At 42.7% G+C, this 24,595-nt stretch carries 22 protein-coding genes; 17 read left to right on the top strand and 5 right to left on the bottom strand.

Going from position 1 to position 24,595, the window contains the following annotated elements:
- Window positions 1-570: 570 nt before the first annotated feature.
- The 4 genes from JWG45_RS07435 to JWG45_RS07420 all read left to right on the top strand — a co-directional run bounded on the left by JWG45_RS07435 (window position 571) and on the right by JWG45_RS07420 (window position 6,375).
- Entirely contained in the window at window positions 571-1,149 is a 579-nt protein-coding gene (locus tag JWG45_RS07435; protein ID WP_205279130.1) for an NUDIX hydrolase, read from the top strand.
- 3 nt (window positions 1,150-1,152) lie between these two features.
- Window positions 1,153-2,409: an MFS transporter gene (locus JWG45_RS07430; RefSeq protein WP_205279129.1), complete on the top strand. Its 1,257-nt coding sequence runs from the start codon at window positions 1,153-1,155 to the stop codon at window positions 2,407-2,409.
- Window positions 2,410-2,424: 15 nt separating this feature from the next.
- Window positions 2,425-4,950, top strand: a complete 2,526-nt coding sequence (pepN, locus tag JWG45_RS07425; protein WP_205279128.1) for an aminopeptidase N — start codon at window positions 2,425-2,427, stop codon at window positions 4,948-4,950.
- 312 nt (window positions 4,951-5,262) lie between these two features.
- Window positions 5,263-6,375 carry a hypothetical protein gene (locus JWG45_RS07420; RefSeq protein WP_205279127.1) on the top strand — a complete coding sequence of 371 codons (1,113 nt, stop codon included), beginning with the start codon at window positions 5,263-5,265 and terminating at the stop codon, window positions 6,373-6,375.
- A 96-nt stretch (window positions 6,376-6,471) separates the two neighbouring features.
- Here the strand turns inward: JWG45_RS07420 and JWG45_RS07415 are convergent, their stop codons facing one another.
- Both JWG45_RS07415 and JWG45_RS07410 read right to left on the bottom strand, forming a co-directional pair.
- Complete coding sequence (locus JWG45_RS07415) at window positions 6,472-7,584, bottom strand: alkane 1-monooxygenase (RefSeq protein ID WP_205279126.1); 1,113 nt, start codon at window positions 7,582-7,584, stop codon at window positions 6,472-6,474.
- Between the two features lie 37 nt (window positions 7,585-7,621).
- Window positions 7,622-8,227, bottom strand: a complete 606-nt coding sequence (locus JWG45_RS07410) for a TetR/AcrR family transcriptional regulator (protein WP_205279125.1) — start codon at window positions 8,225-8,227, stop codon at window positions 7,622-7,624.
- A 1,408-nt stretch (window positions 8,228-9,635) separates the two neighbouring features.
- On the opposite strand from JWG45_RS07410, the gene JWG45_RS07405 reads away from it, so the two are divergent.
- The 13 genes from JWG45_RS07405 to JWG45_RS07350 all read left to right on the top strand — a co-directional run bounded on the left by JWG45_RS07405 (window position 9,636) and on the right by JWG45_RS07350 (window position 21,763).
- The gene (locus JWG45_RS07405; RefSeq protein ID WP_205279124.1) at window positions 9,636-9,950 is read left to right on the top strand and encodes an LIMLP_04285 family protein; all 315 of its coding nucleotides are present in this window, start codon (window positions 9,636-9,638) and stop codon (window positions 9,948-9,950) included.
- Between the two features lie 155 nt (window positions 9,951-10,105).
- Window positions 10,106-11,494, top strand: a complete 1,389-nt coding sequence (gene lipL48 / locus JWG45_RS07400) for an oxidative stress response protein LipL48 (RefSeq protein WP_205279123.1) — start codon at window positions 10,106-10,108, stop codon at window positions 11,492-11,494.
- Between the two features lie 51 nt (window positions 11,495-11,545).
- Window positions 11,546-12,166 carry an LA3241 family PerA/PerB upregulated protein gene (locus tag JWG45_RS07395; protein ID WP_205279122.1) on the top strand — a complete coding sequence of 207 codons (621 nt, stop codon included), beginning with the start codon at window positions 11,546-11,548 and terminating at the stop codon, window positions 12,164-12,166.
- Entirely contained in the window at window positions 12,163-15,123 is a 2,961-nt protein-coding gene (locus JWG45_RS07390; protein ID WP_205279121.1) for a TonB-dependent receptor, read from the top strand. The genes JWG45_RS07395 and JWG45_RS07390 overlap by 4 nt, the downstream gene beginning before the upstream one ends.
- Before the next feature lie 147 nt (window positions 15,124-15,270).
- Entirely contained in the window at window positions 15,271-15,405 is a 135-nt protein-coding gene (locus JWG45_RS22410; RefSeq protein WP_269750280.1) for a hypothetical protein, read from the top strand.
- 74 nt (window positions 15,406-15,479) lie between these two features.
- On the top strand, window positions 15,480-16,298 hold the full coding sequence (locus JWG45_RS07385) for a MotA/TolQ/ExbB proton channel family protein (RefSeq protein ID WP_205279120.1): 819 nt from the start codon (window positions 15,480-15,482) through the stop codon (window positions 16,296-16,298).
- Window positions 16,299-16,324: 26 nt separating this feature from the next.
- Window positions 16,325-16,744, top strand: coding sequence for an ExbD/TolR family protein (locus JWG45_RS07380; RefSeq protein WP_118969816.1), 420 nt, complete (start codon window positions 16,325-16,327; stop codon window positions 16,742-16,744).
- A 1-nt stretch (window position 16,745) separates the two neighbouring features.
- Window positions 16,746-17,162: an ExbD/TolR family protein gene (locus tag JWG45_RS07375; RefSeq protein WP_205279119.1), complete on the top strand. Its 417-nt coding sequence runs from the start codon at window positions 16,746-16,748 to the stop codon at window positions 17,160-17,162.
- A 3-nt stretch (window positions 17,163-17,165) separates the two neighbouring features.
- The gene (locus JWG45_RS07370) at window positions 17,166-17,756 is read left to right on the top strand and encodes an energy transducer TonB (protein ID WP_205279118.1); all 591 of its coding nucleotides are present in this window, start codon (window positions 17,166-17,168) and stop codon (window positions 17,754-17,756) included.
- 117 nt (window positions 17,757-17,873) lie between these two features.
- Window positions 17,874-18,398: a hypothetical protein gene (locus tag JWG45_RS07365; protein ID WP_205279117.1), complete on the top strand. Its 525-nt coding sequence runs from the start codon at window positions 17,874-17,876 to the stop codon at window positions 18,396-18,398.
- A gap of 51 nt (window positions 18,399-18,449) precedes the next feature.
- Window positions 18,450-19,478 (top strand): carboxylate--amine ligase, encoded by a 1,029-nt coding sequence (locus JWG45_RS07360; protein ID WP_232380576.1) that lies wholly within the window; start codon window positions 18,450-18,452, stop codon window positions 19,476-19,478.
- A gap of 82 nt (window positions 19,479-19,560) precedes the next feature.
- Window positions 19,561-20,862 carry an adenylate/guanylate cyclase domain-containing protein gene (locus tag JWG45_RS07355; protein WP_205279198.1) on the top strand — a complete coding sequence of 434 codons (1,302 nt, stop codon included), beginning with the start codon at window positions 19,561-19,563 and terminating at the stop codon, window positions 20,860-20,862.
- Window positions 20,863-20,884: 22 nt separating this feature from the next.
- Complete coding sequence (locus JWG45_RS07350) at window positions 20,885-21,763, top strand: alpha/beta fold hydrolase (RefSeq protein WP_205279116.1); 879 nt, start codon at window positions 20,885-20,887, stop codon at window positions 21,761-21,763.
- A 238-nt stretch (window positions 21,764-22,001) separates the two neighbouring features.
- Here JWG45_RS07350 and JWG45_RS07345 read toward each other — a convergent pair whose 3' ends face one another.
- The 3 genes from JWG45_RS07345 to JWG45_RS07335 all read right to left on the bottom strand — a co-directional run bounded on the left by JWG45_RS07345 (window position 22,002) and on the right by JWG45_RS07335 (window position 24,593).
- Window positions 22,002-22,721 (bottom strand): DUF4376 domain-containing protein, encoded by a 720-nt coding sequence (locus JWG45_RS07345; protein ID WP_205279115.1) that lies wholly within the window; start codon window positions 22,719-22,721, stop codon window positions 22,002-22,004.
- Window positions 22,718-23,578 (bottom strand): hypothetical protein, encoded by an 861-nt coding sequence (locus tag JWG45_RS07340; RefSeq protein ID WP_205279114.1) that lies wholly within the window; start codon window positions 23,576-23,578, stop codon window positions 22,718-22,720. The genes JWG45_RS07345 and JWG45_RS07340 overlap by 4 nt, the downstream gene beginning before the upstream one ends.
- Before the next feature lie 130 nt (window positions 23,579-23,708).
- The gene (locus JWG45_RS07335) at window positions 23,709-24,593 is read right to left on the bottom strand and encodes a hypothetical protein (RefSeq protein ID WP_205279113.1); all 885 of its coding nucleotides are present in this window, start codon (window positions 24,591-24,593) and stop codon (window positions 23,709-23,711) included.
- Window positions 24,594-24,595 lie beyond the last annotated feature (2 nt).

Here is a 24,595-nt window from a genome sequence, read left to right as displayed (position 1 = left end):
GACATAATTAGGGCGGGAAGGATTCTGTCAATCCTGTACGCTTGGAATCCTAAAGAACAAACGACAAGAATCGGAGTTCCGACCTTCTTCTTTCTCCGATTTCTCTCTTGGAGAAAAAGAGAGGTCTGAAAAGAATGGAGACGAGAATGCGCCTGGTTCCCCTCAAAAAACAAGACCAACAGAAACTTTGTCGGAATTCCGACACCCTCCGTCAAATGCGCGCGCCCCACCCTGATTGGGTGGTGGAGGAGAGGTGGCGGGAAAACTCGGGGGATTTTTCTCTATCACGAAATTCTAATTTTGCAAGCACAAAGCTCCCCCGCTTTTTTTGTAGGAACTCCTACAAAAACGCTTCTCCTTTCGAATTCCCTCCGGGGATTCTTGGCCGGAATCAAAAACAAAGGACGCTCAAATTGGATCCAACACTTGTCTTCGGATCTTCTCTCGGAAAAATTCGGCAAATTCTCCCCGGTCGAAAAAACGAAATGATCTCCAAGAAAAGAAACTCTTCCTCGGTCTTTTCGGAATTCAATTCCGAAGCCGCAATCGTTTTCAAAAAAGCGGTACTCTATGAAACCATTTCAACCTGAATCCTACGATCCTTTCGATCACCTCTGGTCCAAAGAAAATCGAAAGGACCTGATTCAAACTCCGATTTTCAAACTTGTTTCCTGGCATACAACTTCTCCCGATCAAAAAATTTCCAGAGACTTCTTTCATCTGGAATCTCTCGATTGGGTCAACGTAATCGCTCTCACTCCGGAAAACAAAATTCTTCTCATCGATCAGTATCGCCACGGAATCCATCGTTTTAGTTTGGAAATCCCAGGCGGCATCGCCGAAAAACCGACTCTCTTAGAATCCGCACAAGCCGAGCTCGTGGAGGAAACGGGTTACGTCTCCGAAGAATGGGAATATCTCGGAAAGGTCACGGGCAATCCAGCGATCTTAAACAACTGGTGTCATACTTTTGTAGCGAAAAACGTTCGTAAACTTCACGAGCAAGATTTGGACGACAGCGAACAAATTGAAATTTTTGAAACTTCTCTCGAAAACATTCCGAAATTGATCTCCGAAAATATTCTTCATCACGGGATGATGGTCGCGGCTCTTGGAATGTATTTTATCAAACATCCGATTCAAAACTAAACGATGACTCAAACACAAAAAAAACACGATCCCTTTCAAGCTCTGAGAATCGCCGATTTCCGCTCTTTTCTTCTCGGTAAATTTATGGTGACTCTTTCCATCAGCATCCAAACCACCGTCGTCGGTTGGCAGATGTATCACCTAACGGGAAGCAATCTTCACGTAGGTTTTATCGGCCTTACGGAAGCGATCCCTTCGATTTCTATGGCTCTTTTTTCGGGCCTCATCATCGACTCGTTTCCTAGAAAAAGAATCGTCTCCTCCGCGCTCGGACTTCTTTCCATCTGCTCCCTCCTTCTTCTTATATTAGTGGTTCCTAATATGGAATGGGTAATCAGGGACTTCGGAGTTTATCCTATCTACTGCGTAATCTTTCTTTCTGGAATCGCAAGAGGTTTTCTCAATCCGGCGGTCGCCGCTTTTCAAACCCAGCTCGTGGACAAGGAAACGTTTCCAAACTCGGCGACTTGGAGCGGAATCGCTTGGCAAACGTCTTTGGTTCTTGGTCCTTTGACCGGAGGAATGTTGATCGTGCTCGGTCTTAATTTCGCCTATTCCGTGGATCTGCTTTTGATGAGCTCCGGTTTTTTAATGATGCTTCTCGTAAGAAGCCAACCCGTTCCCGAAAAACCGGAGATCGGTGAAACGATCTGGCAAAGTCTCAGCTCCGGCTGGAAATTCGTTTCCAGCCATCAAATCATTCTTGGAGCGATTTCTCTCGACCTTTTTGCGGTTCTTTTCGGAGGAGCGGTCGCTCTTCTTCCTTCCTTTACGGAAAGAATTTTGGGTCAGAGCCCTGAGATCTTCGGGATCCTTCGTTCGGCGCAAGGATTCGGAGCCGTTTTGTGCGCGTTTTTTATCGCTGCAAGACCTCCCAAAAAAAATTCGGGTTGGATTCTACTTTCCTGCGTTTTTGGTTTCGGAATTTGTATCGTTCTTTTCGGTTTTTCGACCGACTGGAGAATTGCGTTTCTCTGTCTCATGGCGGCGGGCGCTTTTGACATGGTCAGCGTCGTAATCCGACATACGATCGTGCAGATGCACACCCCTGATCACATGAGAGGAAGGGTTTCCGCGGTGAATCACATCTTCATCGGCTCCTCGAACGAAATCGGAGAATTCGAATCCGGAGTTACAGCCGAATGGTTGGGAATCCGCAGATCGATCGTAGCCGGAGGAGCGCTCACACTTTTGACGGTCGGTTTTGTGGGAGCGATCGCTCCTCGGCTTCGAAAGATGGAACTCAAAGACATCATGTAAAGGAAAAACAATAGAATGGATGCTCCTAACGTACTCACACAAACGGAAGCCTTAGAAAGGGCAACTCTCGTAAATCAAGTCAGCTATTCCATTCAACTGGATTTGAAAGCGGGGTCATCGACATATCAGGGAAAGACAAAAATTCTATTCTTTTATACCGGCAAAGGAAAGGGAAAACTCAAAATCGACTTTGTGACGAAAAAGATCGAAGTGTTTTTGTTAAACGGAAAAGAATTTTCGAGTTACACAAAAACCGATTCGAGTCTCGATCTTCCGGGCGATTTTCTCAAACCGGGAAAGAACGAAATCGAAATCGAATATACAAACGAATACAATCACAGTGGCTCAGGCTTTCACCAATTTCAAGATCCCGCCGACGGATCCGAATACCTTCACACGGACTTCGAACCCTTTGAAGCCCATCGAATGTTTCCTTGTTTTGATCAACCCGATCTGAAGGCAACATACGAACTTTCTCTCAGCGGCCCGAAAGAATGGAAATACATTCACAACACTCTCCCCTCCAAGGAAAAAACTAAGGAAGGAAGAATCCAAATCCAATTTCAAAAGACCGCGCTATTCTCCACATATCTTTTCGCTTTGATCGTCGGGCCTTACGAAGTATGGGAAGACCAATACAAAAACATTCCTCTGAGAATTCTTTGTAGAAAGTCGCTCGCGAAGTTTATGGACGCGGAGAACATCTTTGCAATCACAAAAGAATCCTTCGCGTTCTTGGAATCCTATTTCGACGTTCCGTATCCATACGGGAAATACGATCAGATTTTCGTTCCCGAATTCAACATGGGCGCGATGGAAAACGTAGGAGCCGTTACGTTTTCGGAACACTATATTTTCAGAAGTCCGAGAATTTATTCCGAATATCTCGGAAGAGCCAATACGATCTATCACGAGATGGTGCACATGTGGTTTGGAAATCTTGTCACGATGAAATGGTGGAACGATCTCTGGTTAAACGAAAGTTTTGCCGATTATCTCTCCTATTATGCGATGTCTCACGGAAAAATTTTTCCGGACGCACTCGAACACTTTTATGTAAGAGAAGAATGGGCTTACAGAGAGGATCAACTTTCGACGACCCACCCGATTGCCGGAACCGCCGATAACACGTTAGACGCCATAAGCAACTTCGACGGAATCTCCTATTCCAAAGGAGCTTCGGTATTACGTCAGTTGATGTATTATATCGGAGAGGAATCCTTTCGAAAGGCGATGCGGAAATACTTTCAAAAATTCGCGAATTCAAATACGGTTCAAAACGACTTTTTGGATACGATGTCTGAAACTTCCGGGATCGACATTCGAGGATGGAGCAAAGAATGGCTCGATACAACCGGCGTAAACACCCTTCTACCCGAATGGAAAGAGGACCATCTTTTGATTCGACAACTTCCTTCCGAAAAGAACGGATTGTATAGAACCCACGCGTTGGAAGTAACGATCTTTTCTCTCCAAGGAAATTCTTTCGAGACCGTCTGGAGGGATAGAATCGTAGTTAAGGGAAAAGAAACGATTCTTCCTTATAAACACGATCCTGGGAATTCCGAAATTGTCGTGTTAAACACAAACGACCACGCATACGCCAAAACCTATCTTCCCAAGGATTCCATACTTCTGTTAAAGACTTCGCTTAACAAATTGGAGGACAGGTTTGCGAGAAGAATCCTTTGGGGTTCTCTCTGGCAAATGACGCGTGACGCGGAAATCTCACCGAAAGACTTTTTGGAAATCGTTTTTTCACAAGGGATCCACGAGGAAGATCTTTCGGTAAGAAGCAGTCACATTCTTACAAAAGCTACATCGATCGCCGCGAGTTATCTTAAAAAGCAACACAGGGAAGAATGGTCCACAAAACTCAACGATCTCGCCAAAAAAGAACTCTTGGATTCTGAGACAAAAGACGAGGAAAAGATCGTTTGGTATCGAATGTTGGAAGGAACCTCCCGAACTCAAAAACAATTAAACTATCTGCGGGAACTTCTGGACGGAAAAATCCACATCCCAGGGATCAAAATCGATCAAGAAAGAAGATGGAGCATCCTAACTAGGCTTTCCGCCTTCGGCGCAGAAGACGCGTTAGCTCTCATTGAGAACGAAGCGAAATCAGACACTTCCGATCTCGGCGCCAAAAAAGCATACGGAGCGAAGGTTGCATTTCCGGACGCCGGTTCAAAAGCTTCGGCTTGGAATGAATTCAACAACCCGAAAACAAAATATTCCACGGACATGCTCCGTTACGGAATGAGAGGTTTTTACTGGGATCATCAGGAAGAAATTTTGAAAATATACGAAGACAAATACTTTCAGAACGTCGTCAAGATTTACAAAGAAAGAGATTCTCATTTTTCTTCAGCTTACGGAAATATCTTATTTCCAGGAGTAGAGCCGAGCCAAGACCTGGTTGATAAAACGAATCGATTCTTAAAAGAAGAAAAAGAAATACCGGCTCTTTTGAAAAAAGATCTAAAACAACACAGGGACGACCTGGAAAGAACGGTAAAAATTCTTTCCAAACAATGAATAAATCACCGAGCTAAAGATCGCGCTTTCCTGGAAACTTTCGGAACACAAAAAAAGAAAACTCCAGGAAAGACACCTTGGATCTTGTAAGAATTTTTTGAAAATCCCATCGACACTATAACAAAATCTGCTTTCAAAAGATTCTTCTTTACACTCGACTTTCCGAAATCCTACTTCTAAATATTCACCGTTTCCCAGTAACGTTTTCCATTCTTCTTCACAAAAAACGAATTTAATTCCCAAAAATTTGGCACATTCCTCCGGAAGAATTCATAAGAAACAAACAAAGAAAAACTTTTTTGGAGAAAGGAAGTGAACCAAATCATTAAAAGAATTCGCTCAGTCCAAGCAGATGGGAGAAGCACTGTCCCATATTTCACGATCTTCACGATCACAATCCTGAGTTTTGCAGATTGCCAAAAAGACACAAAGGATAATAAAGTTAATCTCTCGCTGTTTCTTCTCGGTCAATTCAACACACCCGTGCTCTCCACACGGCTGATGGATTCGGCCTTCATCCAAAGATCGCATAACGTTTTCTCGTCTTCTAAGCTTGCTTCCTCGACGCATCCGGTTTCCAATTCACTTCTCCAAGGAGTTTATTTTGGAGAATTGGAAATTTTCGCATATGACCACCGGCCGGGGGAAGCCGATCAAGAAGGCAATTTCGGAAGCGGCAAAGATTGGAGCCACTGGGCAGTTGCGCCGAGCGGTTACGAAGAATCGAGAAACAATATTCTCAAGGCCGGAGAACAGATCAATCCGAACTGGTATCATAGTGAACGCCGCCAAAGGTTATCCGAGCGCGATTTTGAAATCGACGCTTTCGAAATCGCAATGTTCAACACCGGAATCGTTTATAACAACGAGTATTACGGAGAATACATATACAATTTCGGCGAAGATACCGACATAGAAGTCGATCCGCTCACTAAGTATCCCGAATGGAAAGGAATACCGAAACACAGAGTCTGGCCTACGTTCACCGGATTCACTTCACCATACAATATAGTGAGCGTGATCTTTATTCGAAACGATATCCTGACAAGCGCGGCCAATGTAGAAATCCAATGGAACCAACAAAATACGATTCCTTCCATCGGTAACACGAGCCGTTCCTTATCTGCTGAGGAATCGAATTTTATCCTCTCTCTCGTAGAACAAGGAACAAGACGAAGACATTATTTGAATTTAGTTTTAGTTCCTTATGAAGGACCGTTTACTTTTACGTTCAACGGAGAAAGCGACGAGGCGAAAAAAAGATACGCTTGGCAGGATTATGAAATCGCAGTAAGTTTCGATCTTTCCAACGGAATCGACACTGATCCTAACAAAACGGATCTCAACATACCGAAAATTCTTTTTGCCGCCGATTCACGCAACGTCCCCTTAGGGCTCAAGATGGATCTCAGACGGAAAGAATAGGAATAAAAAATCACAAACAAACGGGAACCGCAGAATGTTTTAGAATCAGGATCGAATCCTTTTTCAATCCTGATTCTTCTTTAAAATTCAAAACCGTCAGACGGCTCTTCTTACGGCTTCCGAATTCGAATTCCCGTAATATTTTTTCTTCCAGTCCTCTAATCTCCAATCCATAATCTTATACCAAAGAGGTGGAATCAACGCCACCAAAACCATAACTTCGTAACCGTAGGGAAGCTGAGGACTTTCCTCGAAATGACGCAATGCCGAATAACGTCTTCCGGCGTTTGCGTGATGGTCCGAATGTCTCTGAAGGTGGAATAAAAAAGCATTGCTCACCGCGAAGTTCTGATTCCAAGAATGAATCGGAAGCACCTTTTCAAATTTACCAGGTGCGATTTCCTTTCTCTGAAGGCCGTAGTGTTCGATATAGTTTACCAATTCTAAAAGGGAGAACGCGATAAAACTCTGAACGAAAAAGAAAGCCGGAACTTCCCAAGAAAATTTTCCCGTATAAAACGTAAAAGCTCCCGTCAAAACTCCGATAAACAAGATCGGAATTGCAGTCGCTGAAATCATCTCATTCTCCAAAGACCACGCGGTCTTTCCTTGTTTCAAAAGTCTTTTTTCTTCGAGCTTCCAAGCGGAAAAATAAGAACCAAACACGGTCCTTGGATAAAATTTATAAAAGGATTCTCCCTTTCTCGAAGACGCAGGATCCTCGTGAGTGGAGACGTTTACGTGATGTCCGCGATTGTGCTCTATAAAAAAGTGCATATAACAAACGGTCATAAGAATGAATTTAGAATACCATTGTTCTATCTTTTTACTCTTGTGACCCAACTCGTGCGCAACGGTGATTCCGATTCCTCCCGTGTTGATGCCGATCGCGAGAGCGAATCCGAACCATTCCAATAATGTAAGCTCTTTGGTCTGAATCTCATAAAGCGCCCAAATCACCAAACCAATCTGAACCCACGCCCAAACGTAAGTCAGAAATCGAAAGTAGAATTCGTTCTGCAAAGAGGGAACCTCTTCTTCGATCGGATTGGTAGGATCGGCCCCGATCGTTAAATCCAAAATCGGAAGAACGCCGAAAACGATCGCGAAGGTAAGAAAATTATAAGCTCCGCCTAAATAAAAACCTAACACCGCAAACGCGGGAACTAAAAAACAAACAATGAACGAATAACGTTTCAAATTGGTCATATCACTTCTCTCCCTATCTTTCATTGATCGATCGATTCTATCCCGAATCGTTTCCGATCTTTTTTGGTTCTATAAAAACCTGATTTGTCAAAAACGGCGCAAAAACTCGCAAGACCTCAAAAGTTTTTTCGAAATCGATCGTTCCCTCATTCATCATTCTTTGAAAAATCGTCCCTATCAGAACGCTGAAAAAAAGGGTTTCGATCTCCGGATTTTTTAACGAAAGATGACTTTCAATTGCATCCCGAAAGACGAGCGAACATTCCTTTAGAATCGTTTTCGCGGGCTCGGAATCCTCTCTTCTATACAGATCGCAAGCAAGCAATATCAAATTCTGAAAATGTCCTTCTCTTTCCTTTACAAAGTCGAATAGAAGCTCGAGTCTTTCGGCTGCATTTTGATTTAGATTTCGATCTCTGATTTCGACCAATCGCTTGGCGTCTTCTCGGACTACCCATCTCGCCATCTCTTCGAACAAAACTTCCTTGGTCGAAAAGTAGTGATACAAAGAACCCGTGGAAACTCGAAGTTCTCTGGAAATTTCCCTCATCGTAACCAAGGCATATCCTTTCTTGGCAAAAAGGCTCAAACATCTTGTGAGAATGTAAATCCTGTAGACTTCGTGATCCACGACCTTCGGCATCGTATTTTCCTCAATTTCGAACAATCGTTTTTATAGAACAACAGTTATTATATAATAAGGATACCGAAAAGACAAGAAAAAAAATTGGAGAACAATATACTTTTCATCCTATAAATCGGAGGCCATTCCCTTGTTTGTAAACCTCATTCACGAACGTAAGGATGAATGCAAAAACGGTTCCTTCCAATGCCACGAACCGAGTTTTGGAGAATTTCATTAGGACCTGCGCGCCAATTGAGACAAAACGCCGTGTTTCGCAAAAGTGTAGGAACTCCCATACAAAAACATCAGAGGTTAAACCTTCTAGAATCGCTCAAGGGACGGAATACGTTGGAACTCCTCGTTTTTCAATACGAAGACCGGACGAGTCGGCGGCAGCCCGGAAAAGGTTTAGGACAAATTCTCAGTCTGAATTTACGCACGATTCTCCTTTCGAAAAATGCCGGAACGGTAAAAATCTGCGAATTACAGAATCCCCTCCTTCCAACCATCCGACTCTAGGTAAAGCAAAGCCGGTTCCCAGAATTCCCAAGGAACTTAGGCCAGCAAAGTAAAATCGAAGAGAACTTTTTTTAAAACCGAAGAACACAAATGAATATTTTAACAAAATGCAGGACGTTTTGTGCCCCTCCCCCTAAACAGAATTAGTCTCTAAACCTCGAAGTGTAGGAACTCCAATCAAAATTTAAGGGCAAAAGTTTGCTTGAAAACTCGCAGCTCGCTCAAGGGACGTGAATCTGCGGAAACTCCAGAAGTTATTGCCGAATATGGAACGTGGGAACAGCTTTTTTCAGATTTTGGGACAAACTCATAAGATCCGGATGAGAATTCTTACCGAAAGTTTATCCGCATCCGCCGGAAAAAATTAAAGTCCGAAGGGTTCAATTCTCCGAAACTTCAACAAACTTTGGAAACAATCAAAATTATCATCCTGCTGTCGGATCAGGATTCTTTCTATTCCTCAAAAACCTTCTCTTTCTAAACGAATGATCCTCTTCGGATTTTATTTTTTTGACGAATCTCAGTCTCAAAAGCTGACGACTTCAAAATTCTACTAAAAACTCTTTTTTCAGGCAATCGGAAATAAAATTTTAAGCTCCTCTTTTCAAAAAACCTCTACAAGACATTCCATTTTTTGAATATTTTTAGACTGATAAAATGGAAACAAAGCAGACATTCCTCCGTATTCCTTAATTTATAACGACTCCTTTCATTCTATCATCCGTTTTATCCTCCAGAATTTTCCCTTACCAAAAAAGAGTTTTTCATTTTCGATTTTCAAACCAAAAAGAAACGCTTTGGAAAACGGAATCTTTAACACGATTGTAACAAACCCAAGACTTTTCGTCTTGTAGGATATTGTAATCATGAGAAGCGATAGACATTCCCTAAGGAAAATGATTACAAAATGATTACAAGATTATCCACACTCATTCTATTCTTACTTTTTATCTCATTCACTGAAACTTTTGCCGACACCGTCAAAAATACAAAAACCAACGAAGTGATCGAGAACGTTAAAACCTCCGAAAACGAACAAGGCATCATCGTGGAATACGAGGATGGAACAAAACGCGGTTTTAAAAAAGATGCGGTTACCATCGAAAAAAAAGACGTTGCCTGGACTAAAGGGGAAGAATCCAAAGAGGAAACCAAAGGGGATCGTTACTTCGCATTCGGCTCTTTGGGGTTCCTTTTGATTCTTTTTTTCGCACTTCCTTAATCATCGACCTTACAAAACGGAAAACCGAGAACAGTGAGAACGAAATCAGATCGAATGAAAGTTACGGGATTTATATCAGTTTGTAACTCGCGTGTAACGCCTTACATCTATTTTCTTACAAGACCTTTTAAGGTTTATTCTCAAGGAGTCATAAGATGAAATCGACTTATTCACAAAGAGTTTCGCTTCTTTTAGTTAGCGCCGCTCTATTACTTTCTTCTTTTGCAAATTGCAAAGAAGACAAGGTAGACAACACTGCTCTGATCCTATTTGCTTTATTGGCCGGATCCGCGAGCGAGAACGCCGGTGCGGCAATCTGCGACGGAGCTTCCATTCAAGGCGGAAACACTGCTGTCTCCGGAAATATCACATCCAGCCAAACCTTCGCCGCTTACTCTTCCACTTCTTTGAGTGGAATCGTTCGAGTAAAGACGGGCGCTACTGTGACTTTTGAAAGAGGCGCCGTAGTTTTCGGAACCGCAGGTTCCGCGCTGATCATCGAACAAGGCGCGAAGATCGTAACCAAAGGTGACGCACTCGCACCCGTTTGTTTTACTTCTTCTAAAACCTCCGGAAACAGAGGTCCGGGAGATTGGGGTGGAATTCTGATCGTTGGAGATGGGATCGGTTCGAGAGCTGCGGCTCAAAACACCGAAGGTGGAACCGGTCTTCAATACAACAGCGGTGCCAACGACAACGGAAGCTCCGGAAGTCTGGCCTACACAATCATTGAATTTGCAGGAAACGAAGTCGCAGTCGGTGACGAGTTAAACGGAATTTCTATGTATGTAGTCGGAAACGGAACCACTCTGGATCACATTCAAGTCCACAGACACTTGGATGACGGAATCGAGGCTTGGGGCGGAGCATGGACTGGAAAGTATCTCCTCATGACCGGTGGAATGGATGACGACTTGGATTTGGACGAAGCCTTTACCGGAAAAGTTCAATTCCTCATCTCTCATAAATACGCAACCTCTTGCGGTGGAACTGCTTCCACAGATCCTCACGGTTTTGAAATGGACGGAACGCACAGCGCAGGAACCGCGTCCGCTACCGCAAAACCGACCACGAACGTAAAACTTTCCAACTTCACACTTCTCGGAAAAAGCGTTTCCAACGGATTTGGAGCGAGATTGAGAGAAGGTCTTCAAGGAAAATTTACCAACGGGGCAATTTACGGTTTTCAATCCGGTAACATCGATTGCGTAAACAACGCGACAAACGGCGGTCCAGCTACTGCTCCAACGTTTGCAAACGTCTTAGTGGAAGCTTCCAAAAACAACGGAAACACCGCGGCTTGCACATTGCCTTCAACCGGCTTGACTGCACTTCCCGTTGTTTCCTTAGGTTCCGGAGATTCCGACGGATGCACATTTACAACCAAGCCTGATTACCAACCGGCTGGCGAAGCTGCGGCGACCGCAGGATCGGCTCTGACTGCACAGTCTGCTGACACATTTTTTACCGATAACACCACTTACGGTGGTATGATTACCGGTTCTAACTGGGCCTCAGGTTGGACCGTTTATAGAGCGAAATAACTGAAACAAAAGAGGATTCTCTTTACGGAGAATCCTCTCTGAATTTTAAAAATGTCCCAGATTACATTCAATTTTTCAAATATTCTTTTTTTCATCCTACTATCCTTCTCGATATTCGATTGTAAAAAAAGCGGACAAAGACCCGATTTCGACAACCTGCCCGCGGATCCTAAAATCGCTTTAGAGATTCAAAAAGATAAAGAACTTCTAAAATCCGAACTCAAAAGTTCTTATACGATCTCCAATTCATCCCAATCCGTCGAAGAAGCCCTTAGCAGAGCAGTGAACGAAATCCGCGATTTTCCGGACAAAGACGACGACCTTTTAAAATATTCATGCAATCTTAAAGAAATCAGAGAGATCTATCTTCCGAATAACCTGGATCAAAACAACATCGTCGCCAACTCCAAAATAGAAGATTCAATGTATCTTCTATCGATCCGGAGAAAAGCCGGAATCGACAAAGTTAGACAAAATCTCAGAGGAAGTAAAGGACCGATAAAAGTTCTTCCACTCCCCCGTCCTTATAACGTCCGTAAATTGACCAACATCAACGGATACATTATCAAGGAATTCAAACTGCAAGTGGGACAAAAGACCATCAGCATCGATGAAATAAAGCTCATTCTAGAACACAAAAATCAATTTAAAGTTTGTACGTACGGAACATGAAAAACAAAACAATCAGTTTATTATTCTTTTTCTCCATAGTTGCGACTCCGATTTTCGGACAAACAACGGGAAAATTAAGAGGTAAGGTCGTCGACTCCGAATCGGGAGATCCTGTATTCGGTGCGGTCGTGATCGTGCGCTCGATCAAAGCGGTGACCCGAAGCGACTTCGACGGTAAATACGAATTAAACCTTCCACCCGGAGAGCATAACGTAGAATACCAGATGATCGGCTTCGCGACACAATTCAAAAAAGTGAATATAACCGCCGGTTCTCAACAATCGATGAACATCGTGATGGGAGCCCAAGTCCTTGATACGGTGGAAGTAAAAGGAAGGGGCCTCGACAACTCGGAGTCCGCCTTGTTAGCTCTTCAGAGAAAGAGTGGGGTCGTATCGGACGGAATCAGCGAAGAATCGATCAAAAAAAGTCCGGACTCCTCCGCCGGGGACGTTCTTCGACGTGTGACAGGTATAACACTCGTAGGTGGTAAGTTTATTTTTGTTCGAGGTCTTGGAGAAAGATATTCGAATACCATTCTTAACGACTCCTTCATTCCGTCTCCCGAACCCGATAAAAGGATCGTTCCTTTGGATTTATTTCCGGCGGGTGTGATCAAGAATATTCGAGTGATTAAGACCGCTTCCGCTGAGGATTCGGCCGAATTCTCCGGAGGGATCGTAAAGATAGAAACTAAAGAATATCCTGATAATCTGTTATTATCAGTTTCTTTAGGAGTCGGTAAGAACACACAAGTCGCAGGTCATAAATTCAAAACATTCAATCAAGGCGATTCGTATAACGACTTGGGCCTCACGTCTAAAAAACAGGAACTTCCCGATTTGATCGGAGGACTACCCAAGGTGATTCCATTTGTGGAAGGAGACCGTTTTGGAGGGATTCCGACCAATCTTATGAAAGCGGGAGCCCTATCCTTTAACCAACAGTGGTCTCCGAATGAAACGGATTCTCCTTATAATAAATCGTTCAGCGTATCGGCAGGAAATTCTTTTCGTTCTGAAAAATGGGGACGATTCGGAGTTCTCGCGGGAACAACTTACAATAGAAGTTACAACTATCGAGAAGAAGCAAACTCGCGGTTTCAGGCGAGTAACCCTATCTCCCTTTTTCTAAAAGATTCGAACATGTTGCGCCCTTTAAATCAAAACAATTTAAAATTGTATACCGAAGAAGTTCTTTGGGGAAACAACTTGAACCTTGCCTATGAACCTAAGGTCGGCCAACAATTTTTTATCAAAACACTCTATTCGGCGCAATCCGATAAGACCGTAAGGGAAGGTGAAGGAACTAACTACATCGACAACTTCAACTTCAAGTCCACAAATTTAAGTTATATCAGCAGAACAATCTTCAACAATACATTGGGCGGCGAACACGAACTGAGAACTTTCAGCGCAAGACCTCACAAAGTAGAATGGAACGTCAACTACGCTCTTGCGGAAAGGGACGAACCGGATGCGAGAAACCAAGCTTGGTCTCAAGGTGGCAACGACTTGGCGAACGGATTTAGAAGATTAGGAAACAACCCGGACGGAACTAGATATTTCTCTACTACCGCCGACACGGTTAGAAGCCAGTCTCTTAAATACGAAATTCCATTCAGTCAGTGGGACGGCCTTCAGAGTAAACTGAAATTCGGCGTGAGCAACTTAGATCGATTTAAACATTTCGAATTTAGGGAATTTGCACAAAGAAATGCCGCCGGAAGCGATAGGGATTATCTCTATCCTGTTCCGGGAGAAATCATATACAATCCTCTCACTTACGCGAATGGAAATCGGAAAATATTTGAAAGGGCTTCCGGAAACAACGCTTACGATGCGTCTCAGGCTCTAAGGGCTATGTTCGCTCAAGCTGAGATTCCGATTCTTCCAAAATTAAAATCGATCTTCGGAGTAAGATACGAAGACAGTTATCAAAAAACCCAAACATACGATCTTAAAAACAGTTGGAATGGATTCAACGCGAATTACGGTTGCAAAACCAACTCCGAGGAAGAAAGACTTCTATTAGTAAGATCTAATGTTTGCGACGTGAATAATCTCGGGATTGGGGAACTCAGAACTAAGGATAAACTTCCTTCGGCAAACGTAGCTTGGGAAGTCTCCAAGGATATGAATCTTCGTTTCGGATATTCTCAAACTCTGACAAGACCGGATCTAAGGGAATTGTCCCCTTTCGGATTTTCCGCCTACTTTCAAGCTGATAGAATTTTCGGTAACGCTAGTTTACAAAGAACGTATATTCATAACTACGACGTTCGTTGGGAATATTACCTTACCAATACGGATTATATCGGGGTCGGTGCGTTCTATAAGAATCTTTCAAACCCGATCGAATTGATCGGACTACCGGTTGCCGGCAGTGCGAGTTTGGTTTATAAATACGCAAACGCACAACAGGCGACGATTCGCGGTATAGAATTGGATTATCGTAAGGAAATACTTTGGTGGCTTCGATTGGAAACCAACGTATTCTTTATTAAATCCAGAGTGGACGTGATCGACGCAAACATCTACGGATTTATCGCGACCGGCCAAGTAGATCCGACCTCGACTTACGCGGCTTATGCGCCGACGAATCTGAACCGTCCTCTCCAAGGACAATCCGATTTCGTAGCGAACGTCCGTATCGATGTTTTTACTACCAAAAGCAAAAAACACAATATAGGACTCTACTATAACTATTTCAGCGATAGAATCGCCCTCGTCGGATCCGACGGAGTTCCCAACGCGATTCAAAAAGGCACAGGAACCTCGGATATAGTTTACACCTATAAACACAACGACCGTTTGGATTTCAGATCCTCCGCTCGAAACGTGATGAACAGCCAATTCAAAATCACACAAACGGATCCTTTGACAGGTCAGGAATACGTGTTCCAAAAATACAGAACCGGTTTGGATATCTCTTTCTCGGCTACATATAAACTCTAATCAGAAATCCCAATCCGATCAAAAATCACAGATCGGGTTGGGATTTTTTTCAATTTCGAATTTTTCACCACCGTTCTTTGAAGAATTCTTTTCAAAAACTTTTTTTCATCGTCAAAAGGAATCTGAAATCCATCCTAACGAGTCTACTTGAGCCGTTTCTTTCGTAAAACGTTCGGTGATTCTTCCATTCTTATGACAATCGAATACGACGGATGGTTTCGCCTTTTAATCGAGTTCTCCATTCTTACCCCTAAAATTCCAATGTCCGGTCCGAAGTTTTAGATCCGTAACTTCTTTGTAATCATTCAGTAACAATTTGAAAGTATATTACAGAAATATTTTAATCGGAGATATCGATGAAATTTTCTTCTCTAAAAAAAGAATTCAGATGGGTGACAACAACGCTCATTCTTTCCGGGCTCATTTCCCTTTCGACAACTGTAATATTTGCACAGGACAAAGTTTCTGAACCTACTAAAACGGAAGCTACGGAAACGGCCCCCGCAGAGGATTCTAAAAACGCACCCGCCCCAAAGGCCGAAAAAAGCTGGGGTTTTGTTGATCTTTTTCTTCTCGGCGGTTGGACGATGTATCCTCTCGCTCTTTCCTCGATCATCGCCTTAGGAATCATCTTCGAAAGACTCTACTTCCTCGCGACAGCGAAACTTCTTCCCAAAGGATATAATATCGATTTGGGCGAAGCGATGGACAGCAAAGGTCTGGATGCGGTTCAGAGTTTTCTGGATGAAAGAAAAGAATATAAGATCACTCAAGTTTTAGCGGGAGGAATCGACGTATCTTCCGGAGACGCCGAAATTTTCGCAAAGGGCGTGGAAAGAGAAGCCGCCGAAGTGATTACCGTTCTCGAAAGAGGACTCGTTATCTTAGCCGCTGTCTCGACGATCGCTCCTTTGATCGGATTTTTAGGAACCGTATCCGGGATGATCAACGCGTTTGACGCCATTGCGAATGCCGACCAAGTAAACGCAAAAGTTGTCGCTGGCGGTATCAAAGAAGCCTTGATCACAACCGCGGCAGGTTTGATCGTTGCGATCCCTGCGATGACCTTTCACCAGTATCTTACTTCCAGAATCGACGGATTTACGTCCGAAATCGAAGAAGCTGCGAATAGAATTTATAAAGAATTCTTAAAAAGAAACTCTAAAAAAGCGTAATCGCTTTTCTTTATTAAGGAATCATTATGATCCGTATCAAAAAGAAACGCGTTTTGGAGGAAATATCCGCCTCGTCCATGTCGGATATTGCATTCCTTCTATTGGTGTTTTTCATGGTGACTGCGGTTTTCTTTGTGAAGGAAGGGTTGAACATTCAACTTCCTAGAAAGAATTCCAATCCGACTCTGGTTCTTCGTGACAACATCTATGAAATTCTAATCGCAGGCGATCTTATTAAGATGAAGAACAAGTCGATTGGAACCAAGGACTATCGTAACCTGATCGATTTCAGAGAACAACTGAATCTAATGGAAATTCCGGACATTGAAAACAAAGTCGCATTAATAAAAACGACGGGAGAAACGAAGTACGGAAATATGTTGGACGCTTTGTCCGCGGTACAAATTCGGGGATTCAAACAGATCTCCGTCAAAAGGCTGAAATGATATGAGCTTAAAAAAGAAAAAAAGTCCTCCTTCTATTCCCGTAAGTTCGATGGCCGATATCGCCTTTTTGCTCTTAGTATTTTTTATGGTCACTTCAGTCTTGGACACGGATCCAGATCTTCCCATCGCACTTCCGGACGTTCCCGGCGGTGAGCAGCTCAATAAAAAAATCGCCAATCTTTATCTCAGCGCAGACAAAGATAAGGCAGTGTATTTTAATCAGGTAAGAATGCCTTTAAACGAAGCGATCAACAACGTAAGAGCAAAGCTAACGACTACTCCCGATCTTAAAGTATTAATTCACGCGGATAAAGATTTATCCTATGCTGAACTGGACAACACTTTCGAACTCTTAAAGGAAGCGGGGGCGTTAAAGGTCTCCTTAGTTACAAAGACTACGCAAGGCGGAGGTCTTTGATCTATGGAACAATCCAACTCCATCCTAACGGCAATTAGAAGAGGAAAACTGAGAAGATTTATCGATCGATACAGGATGGAATTCTTTCTATCCTCGTCGTTCGTGCTTCAAATGTTGATATTATTTTTTTGGTATACTCCTTCCATAGAATTCAACCGTTTGGATCGACTCGTAGACGAGGTCGCCTTCGTAGACAACCTCGTTATTCAAGATCCGAATGTCGGCGAAGCGGCGGACGACGGAGAATTTGAAGTGACCGATACGATCAAAAAGAAAGAAGATCCGAGAATCGCTGGAGCTCAAGACGCGATCATTTCCGGAGCAACTGCCCCCGTCGACCTAACGCCTAACATCACTCCGGAGTATCCTTCGGAAGCAAGATCGGCCGGTATTACCGGAACTTCGACTCTTGAAGTAATCATCGCGGAGAATGGGCAAGTCTTAAGGGTTCGGTCCGTTGGAAAACCGTTGGGATTCGGTCTGGACGAAGCGGCGATCGAAGCCTTTTATAAAAAAAGGTATTCACCGTCAATTTTAGACGGAAAAGCAATTACGGTTAAAGTTCTGATTCCGGTTCGTTTTAGTCTTTATTAATCGTTAAATAAAATGACAGAGTATTGACTCTGTCATTTTTTCATTTTAGTTGTTGTAATTTAGAAAAAACGGAATTTCCTATGTAACTTCAAAAGTTTGATACCGAAGAACTTTGCGATGTTACACATTCAATTTAAAAACATACAACATATATTCGGTCAGCTCGCGGACCTGCTTTCCACGATAGAAGAAAACGAATATGCCCGTGAGATTACTCAAGTAAAGGGATCGAGTATTGGAAAACACGTACGCCATTGTATGGAAATTTTGGAAAACCTGGTTTCCGGTTTGAAAACTTCGAACGTTTCTTACGATCAAAGAAAAAGAAATCCACTTTTCGAGACTTCCCCTCTTGCGGCGAGAGATAAGATATTTGAAATGCTAAGCGACTTGCAAGCGGTCGATAAAAATCAGATGATCGAACTTTGTTATCTTCTGGATCCCGAGACCGGTCTCGAAGGAAAAACGATCAGCAATCTTAAAAGAGAATTTTTATACGTTCAGGATCATACCATTCATCACATGGCGATTATAAAAATTTACTCGGAGTGTTTTTTAGAGAATGTTTCCTTATCGGAAGAATTCGGAGTCGCCTTCTCCACTCTACAGTTTCGGAAAAAAAAGAACTACAAAGAAGTGTAGTCGGAAAGAAGCCAAGGATAAATTTCCGCTCGGAAAATTCTAGTCAAAAGAATGAAAAGACCCGAATTCTGGCCCGCGTGGATTTTTTATATTCCCTTGGTTCCTTATCTCGTCTATTTAACGATCCGTCACCGAGGTTTCGGAACGATCTGCGCCGCAAATCCAGGAATTCAATTAGGCGGCTTGGTCGGAGAATCCAAAAACGAAATTCTAACAAACATTCAATCGAAAAACATATTAAAATTTTTTAAAATTACAAGAAGCGATTTCGAAACCGATTTATCAAATATAAATCGATCCTTGCTTGAAAATGGATTCCAATATCCTTATATACTAAAACCGGACGCGGGTCAAAGGGGTTCCGGAGTCAAACTCGTCAAAAGCGAAAAGGACACGATCGAATACCTAAGAAGTACAAACGTGGACTTCATTCTTCAAGAATATCATCCCGGCCCGGAAGAAGCCGGGGTTTTTTATTACCGATTTCCAAACGAAAAGATCGGACATATTTTATCCATTACGAGAAAAACTTTTCCAATCATCGAAGGCAACGGCTCGAACACTTTAGAAGAATTGATTTTAAGTCATTCTAGATTTCGATATCAACGGAAAGTATTCAGGGAAAGACATAAAGAACTTTGGAAACAAGTTATTCCTAAAGGTAAAAAAATGAGACTCGCCGAGGCTGGAAATCATTGCCAAGGAACTCTTTTTACGGACGGAAAGGATTTAATCACAGACAAATTGACTGCAAAAATAGACGAGATCTCACGGACATTTACTGGATTCTATTTTGGAAGATACGATATCCGTTATCGATCCGATGAAAAATTAAGAAAAGGGGAAGAATTCGGAATCGTAGAATTGAACGGAATCACTTCGGAATCCACGAACCTCTACGATCCGAAATTTTCACTCTTTGAAATGTATTCGATCCTGTTCAAACAGTGGAATTTACTTTTTCAAATCGGTACCCAAAACCGTAAACTCGGAGTTCGGAAAACGAACCTCTACAACATCGTAAAGACCGTTTTTCAATTCTACAGAGGGAACAGAAAGGTAAATCACCGTTCCGATTGAAGAGAGTAAACGGATTTTCGCTTTTTAGAACGATCGGAAATAAATGATTTATCTCTATCTTATGGAGAGCAAAATATCGACTATGACCGAAAAAGTTTTAAAACTCGTTTATTCTATGTTCGGAGATCCGAAAAAAAACTCCTTAGAACATAGACTGTTCAACACCGTCGCCTTTGTAAACGGAGCGCTCAATATTTTCGGGGCGTTTTCCTCGTTCTATCTCGAAAACTTCATGGTGATTTTCCTTTTGAACTTTGTTTCCGGAGTCCTTCTGATGGGAATGTATCTTGTTTCCAGAATTAAAAATCTCTATTACTCTCTGTTCTGGCCTTTTAACCTCACGATCCTCCTTTATCTTTCTTCCATGTGGTTTTTTAACGGTGGATCGATCGGAGGGAATCACTATTACTTTATTCCGGCTCTCGTAATCGCGACTATTCTATTAAGGAACCATAACGTTTGGATGGTTTATTTGGTGTATGCCGCCGCAACCGCATTTCTTTACGCGACCGAATTCTTCAACCGAGGATGGATCAAGACGTATCCCAATGAAACCGAAAGATATTTAGACGCGGGCGGAAATTATCTTTTTGTTCAGATTCTCACGGGACTTTTAATTTTCATTCTCACTCGAAACTTGAATATAGAAAGAAAAAAATCGGATTCTTTATTATTAAACATTCTTCCCGAAGCGATCGCAGAAGAATTAAAAAGAAACGATTCCGTCGCGCCGATTCGTTACGAGAGCGTCACGGTACTCTTTACGGACATGGCCGGCTTTACGCAAATCGCCGAAACAATGACACCCGAAGAATTGTTAAGCGAATTGGATCTTTTTTTCCGAGAATTTGATTCCATCATTAAAAGTCACAAGATGGAAAAAATCAAAACGATCGGAGACGCTTATATGGCTGCGGGCGGACTTCCGTTAAAAAATAAAACTCATTGTATAGACTCGGTCCTTTGTGGATTGGAATTTCAGAGATTTATGCATCTCAAAAAAACAGAAAGAGAAAGTAAAAACCTTCCCTTTTGGGAACTCAGACTGGGAATCCATACCGGTTCCGTCGTCGCGGGAGTTGTGGGAACCGATAAGTTCGCTTACGACATCTGGGGGGACACTGTCAACACCGCGAGTAGAATGGAAAGTTCGGGAATTCCGGGCGAGGTGAATATATCTAGCGAAACCTATGAACATATCAAAGATTTTTTTGTTTGCGAACACCGTGGAAAAATTAAAGCAAAGAACAAAGGTGAAATCGACATGTATCTCGTCAAAGGGATCCGAGAGGGTCTTTATGATCTCAAAAGTCCTTTTCTGCCAAACCGGACGTTTATGAGATTTTACGACCAAATACAAAGAGGAGAATTTCCTGTTTCCTAATCGAGCGGTAATATAAGATTCTATGTCGATCAATTTTTGTTACATTAGAATTATTGCATTTTTCGTATTTCTCTTATTTTCCTCCTGTATGATTCCGGAAGATCTGAAGAAAAATCCAGAAGAAAGTTTTCAACAACTCAAAGAAGAAGGAGTTCTAATTCGGGAGTTTTATTTTTATCACGATAAAACCAAAATTTACGGTGTCGCGAGCGGGTGCCAATCTAATAATAAGAATATTATAATATTCATACACGGCTCCCCCGGAGGCTGGCAGAATTACGCATCCTACCTTGGAGACAAAAACCTTTTGAAAGAGTTTTGTATTCTTTCCGTGGATAGGCCGGGATTCGGAAAGTCGAGCGCTGAAATCAGTTTACCGGACGTGAATAAACAGGCTTCGATTCTATCTACGGCTATCCTCGCTTTTAAAAAAAAGGTCACCGATTCTAAGAAAGGAAAAACGATTCTCGTAGGACATTCTTACGGCGGACCGATTGCCGCAAGAATCGCTTCGTTTCCGACTCTTAAAATCGACGGACTTTTACTTTTGGCAGCTCCTCTCAGCGGAGAAGTCGAAGAAGTCCAGTGGTACAATCGAATCGCGGATTGGACTTGGGTCCAAGTTTTTCTTCCACGAGACCTCAATCATAGCAACGCGGAAATGCTTCCACTCAAAGAACAGCTTATTGAATTAGAACCCTTTTGGAAAGATATACGTTGTGAGACGATTCTCATTCATGGGAAAGAGGATTCTTTGGTCCCTTATCAAAACTTAGAATTTTTTGAGAAACAACTTTCCAAAAGCGTTTTAAAGACCATTTCTCTGGAAGACGAAGATCACTTTATTCCCTGGACGCAAAAAATTCTCATTAAAAAAATCATTTCCGAATTTGTTCTTTGATTCCACTTTATTCAAAAGAAATAGATTCAAATAGATTTTTTCTTTTGCAAAAACAGATAGATTCTTTCAATTTTAGATTTCAGAATCAAGCGGTCTTATTTAAGTCACTTTTTTAGAAGGTCTTACTCGAAATGTGAAAGTGAAAGCTGTCGATGCGGTTTCTCTCCATATTAAAATTTCTGTATATTCGGCTGCGTTCTCGCTTCGAACGCAACCGAAGTTTATCACCGAAAGAACGTTACGCCCAACCGGATTCCAAATCGATCTCTTGTAACTCTTCGATAGATACGACGTTACGAATCATCGATTTCAACTCACTCGCCTTCTGCAACAAGGCTCGTTTTCGAATAGATCCGTCGTTTAACACTTTTCGTATCTGTTCGGGAGTGTGAATACGAAACTCATTTTCATCGGAGGAGTTTTTGCATTTGTAAGAAACGTCAGATTCCAAGAAAGCGGATTCCATCAAGTTAATTTGGTCCTCCCGGGCGGATTCGTATTGATACAAAGTCCCCAATGCATTTGAATGAAAACCCGAAACGATCTTTTTTGAACAAATCTGATTTACTTGTTCGATCGATTCTTTCTTTTTTCGATCGAGATCCAGCTTCCATCCTGATTTCGTATAAGCCTGATGTAAAAGGATTTTTCCATTCTCGTCACAAAGCGGTTTTTCCTCGGTTTCTTTTTCGGAATCCATTTCATCGTTCCAATGCTGAAGAATTCTTTTATGTCCGGTGATCTTGTCATAAACAACTTTAGACTGAAATTCCTGTGCGAGACCGTCCGTAACGACCGCTTTGAACGTTTCCTGAATCTGGGGATTGTAATGAAGCGCGTAAACGATCTCGTGTCGATCTGAATCAAACTCGTTCCAAACTTTCTTCCCCGTTAGCCTTTGTGGATCAGAATTGATCCAAACAACTTTCTTACTTTCCTTTTCAATGATATAGTTCATGCCACCCTCACTTTGTATTTTACTGCTATGTATGCAGGAGTTGTTTCGTTTCCGGTCCTCGGATTACCGTTCGTACCATCAGAGCTTGGGTTGAGAACGTTTATACCCGCTTGACCAACTTGAGAGGTACCGGAGCCTGAATAATTATCGGCGTGAATTAAATTTGCTGAAATCCCATCGTTAGTATGCCTGTGACCTTGAAACTGATCCTGTCCTTCAAAACCAACGGCACCTCCGTCATAATTTCCTCCGATAGCTTTCGCTCTTGTTCCATGAACTCCAGCACCTCTTACAAAAATCCCCCTTCGATCCGGCACGTTGTATGTCGTCGCACCGTCTCCAAAACCATATTCGACATTTACGATCATCTCTCCCGTCTGCGAAGAAGTGAGATCTATAATACTCCCTGTCGGTGTGGATGAAATCTGAAAATCATTTGTAGTTGGGTTCCTTACAAAGTATTTCGTAAGAGCCGTAACTCCTCCTCCGGTAAATGCAAACTTAACCAACTGCCCTTCCAAGAGACCGTGTGCCGTCACGCTGATTCGGTCTGTAGAAGGCGCGATACCACTTACGTTTCTACGGATCAGATTCCAGAGCGCCGAATATGTAGTTCTCGAGATCGCTTGTGCAGTCGCCTCTTTATATAGGGCTGCGTTTGTTTGATCCAAATTGTCTTCTATGATACCACCAAGCGGTATTTGAGCTCCCGAAAGATTTAAATCCGTCTGATCGATCCTGTCCTTCAAATATTGATCGTTTCCATACTGACGGTCGATTTCTTCATCCAACAAATCCCCGTCGGCCGGAGTATTCTTACTCCACGTTCTTGTTTTACTCGAATTGAATACTGCCATTTCTTCTCCTTCCTAACCTTGATATATTATAACTTTTTAATGCCCTTTGAGTTTCTATAATTTCCTAAAAACGCTACTTCGAAGTTCGGACTTTGTCCCAAAATAAAGACATCAGGTTCGCTTTCGCACTTCAGATCACCCTCACCTTGTATCTTACCGCTACAAAGACGGGTGTGGTTTCGGTCCCAATACGCGGTGCGCCGTTTACTCCATCCGTGTTTAGATTACGGACAGGTTGACCTGTTGGTCCTCCTCCGGAAAATAAATTAGACACATTAGCTGCTAGAGAATTAAAATGGACCGTTGACGACCCAGCGGCGCTTCCATTCTCACCCCAAAGTTCATGACCATGCCCTTGCACTTGATCCTGTCCTGCAAATCCTACCGATCCGCCATCGTAATTTCCGCCGGCGGCCTTGCTTCGAGTTCCGTGTATCCCCGCTCCCCTTGAGAACAGACCTCTTCGATCCGGAACGTTATACGTTGTCGCACCGTCGCCGAAACCGTATTCAACGTTTACAAGCATTTCCCCCGTTTGGGAAGAGGTTAGATCGAGGATACTTCCGGTCGGCGTGGATGAGATCTGGAAGTCATTTTCACTTGGATTTCGAACATAATAATTCGTAAGAGCCGTAACCCCGCCGCCTGTGAACGAAAATTTAATTAGCTGGCCCTCCTCGCAGCCATGCGAGTTCACGCTGAGCCGATCGGTAGCAGGTATAATCCCCAATACGTTTCTTCGAACGGAATTCCAAAGAGCCGAAAAAGTAGTCCTAGAAATGCCCTGAGCGTTCGCTTCTTTGAAGTAGGCGACCGGAGCCAAATTTAAACTATCTTCTATGATACTTCCCAGCGGAAGAATCAGGTTTATAAAATTCGTTTCGGCGACATCGATACGATCCTTTAAATACTGCAAGTTCTCATACTGACGGTCGACCTCATCGTCAAACAGATCGCCGTCCGCCGGAGTATTTCTTGTCCATGTCCTAGTTTTAGAAGAGTTGAATACAGCCATAA

This window comes from Leptospira ainlahdjerensis (assembly GCF_016919175.1).
Lineage (GTDB): Bacteria > Spirochaetota > Leptospiria > Leptospirales > Leptospiraceae > Leptospira > Leptospira ainlahdjerensis.
The sequence above is the reverse complement of the archived record's forward strand: the minus strand, read 5'-3'. Positions and strand labels throughout refer to the sequence as shown.

Excerpts from the sequence above, each read along its gene's own strand:
- JWG45_RS07435 (WP_205279130.1), top strand. The coding sequence starts at position 571 with ATGAAACCATTTCAACCTGAATCCTACGATCCTTTCGATCACCTCTGG.
- JWG45_RS07430 (WP_205279129.1), top strand. The coding sequence starts at position 1,153 with ATGACTCAAACACAAAAAAAACACGATCCCTTTCAAGCTCTGAGAATC.
- pepN (WP_205279128.1), top strand. The coding sequence starts at position 2,425 with ATGGATGCTCCTAACGTACTCACACAAACGGAAGCCTTAGAAAGGGCA.
- JWG45_RS07415 (WP_205279126.1), bottom strand. The coding sequence starts at position 7,584 with ATGACCAATTTGAAACGTTATTCGTTCATTGTTTGTTTTTTAGTTCCC.
- JWG45_RS07410 (WP_205279125.1), bottom strand. The coding sequence starts at position 8,227 with ATGCCGAAGGTCGTGGATCACGAAGTCTACAGGATTTACATTCTCACA.
- JWG45_RS07405 (WP_205279124.1), top strand. The coding sequence starts at position 9,636 with ATGATTACAAGATTATCCACACTCATTCTATTCTTACTTTTTATCTCA.
- lipL48 (WP_205279123.1), top strand. The coding sequence starts at position 10,106 with ATGAAATCGACTTATTCACAAAGAGTTTCGCTTCTTTTAGTTAGCGCC.
- JWG45_RS07395 (WP_205279122.1), top strand. The coding sequence starts at position 11,546 with ATGTCCCAGATTACATTCAATTTTTCAAATATTCTTTTTTTCATCCTA.
- JWG45_RS07390 (WP_205279121.1), top strand. The coding sequence starts at position 12,163 with ATGAAAAACAAAACAATCAGTTTATTATTCTTTTTCTCCATAGTTGCG.
- JWG45_RS07385 (WP_205279120.1), top strand. The coding sequence starts at position 15,480 with ATGAAATTTTCTTCTCTAAAAAAAGAATTCAGATGGGTGACAACAACG.
- JWG45_RS07380 (WP_118969816.1), top strand. The coding sequence starts at position 16,325 with ATGATCCGTATCAAAAAGAAACGCGTTTTGGAGGAAATATCCGCCTCG.
- JWG45_RS07375 (WP_205279119.1), top strand. The coding sequence starts at position 16,746 with ATGAGCTTAAAAAAGAAAAAAAGTCCTCCTTCTATTCCCGTAAGTTCG.
- JWG45_RS07370 (WP_205279118.1), top strand. The coding sequence starts at position 17,166 with ATGGAACAATCCAACTCCATCCTAACGGCAATTAGAAGAGGAAAACTG.
- JWG45_RS07365 (WP_205279117.1), top strand. The coding sequence starts at position 17,874 with ATGTTACACATTCAATTTAAAAACATACAACATATATTCGGTCAGCTC.
- JWG45_RS07360 (WP_232380576.1), top strand. The coding sequence starts at position 18,450 with ATGAAAAGACCCGAATTCTGGCCCGCGTGGATTTTTTATATTCCCTTG.
- JWG45_RS07355 (WP_205279198.1), top strand. The coding sequence starts at position 19,561 with ATGACCGAAAAAGTTTTAAAACTCGTTTATTCTATGTTCGGAGATCCG.
- JWG45_RS07350 (WP_205279116.1), top strand. The coding sequence starts at position 20,885 with ATGTCGATCAATTTTTGTTACATTAGAATTATTGCATTTTTCGTATTT.
- JWG45_RS07345 (WP_205279115.1), bottom strand. The coding sequence starts at position 22,721 with ATGAACTATATCATTGAAAAGGAAAGTAAGAAAGTTGTTTGGATCAAT.
- JWG45_RS07340 (WP_205279114.1), bottom strand. The coding sequence starts at position 23,578 with ATGGCAGTATTCAATTCGAGTAAAACAAGAACGTGGAGTAAGAATACT.
- JWG45_RS07335 (WP_205279113.1), bottom strand. The coding sequence starts at position 24,593 with ATGGCTGTATTCAACTCTTCTAAAACTAGGACATGGACAAGAAATACT.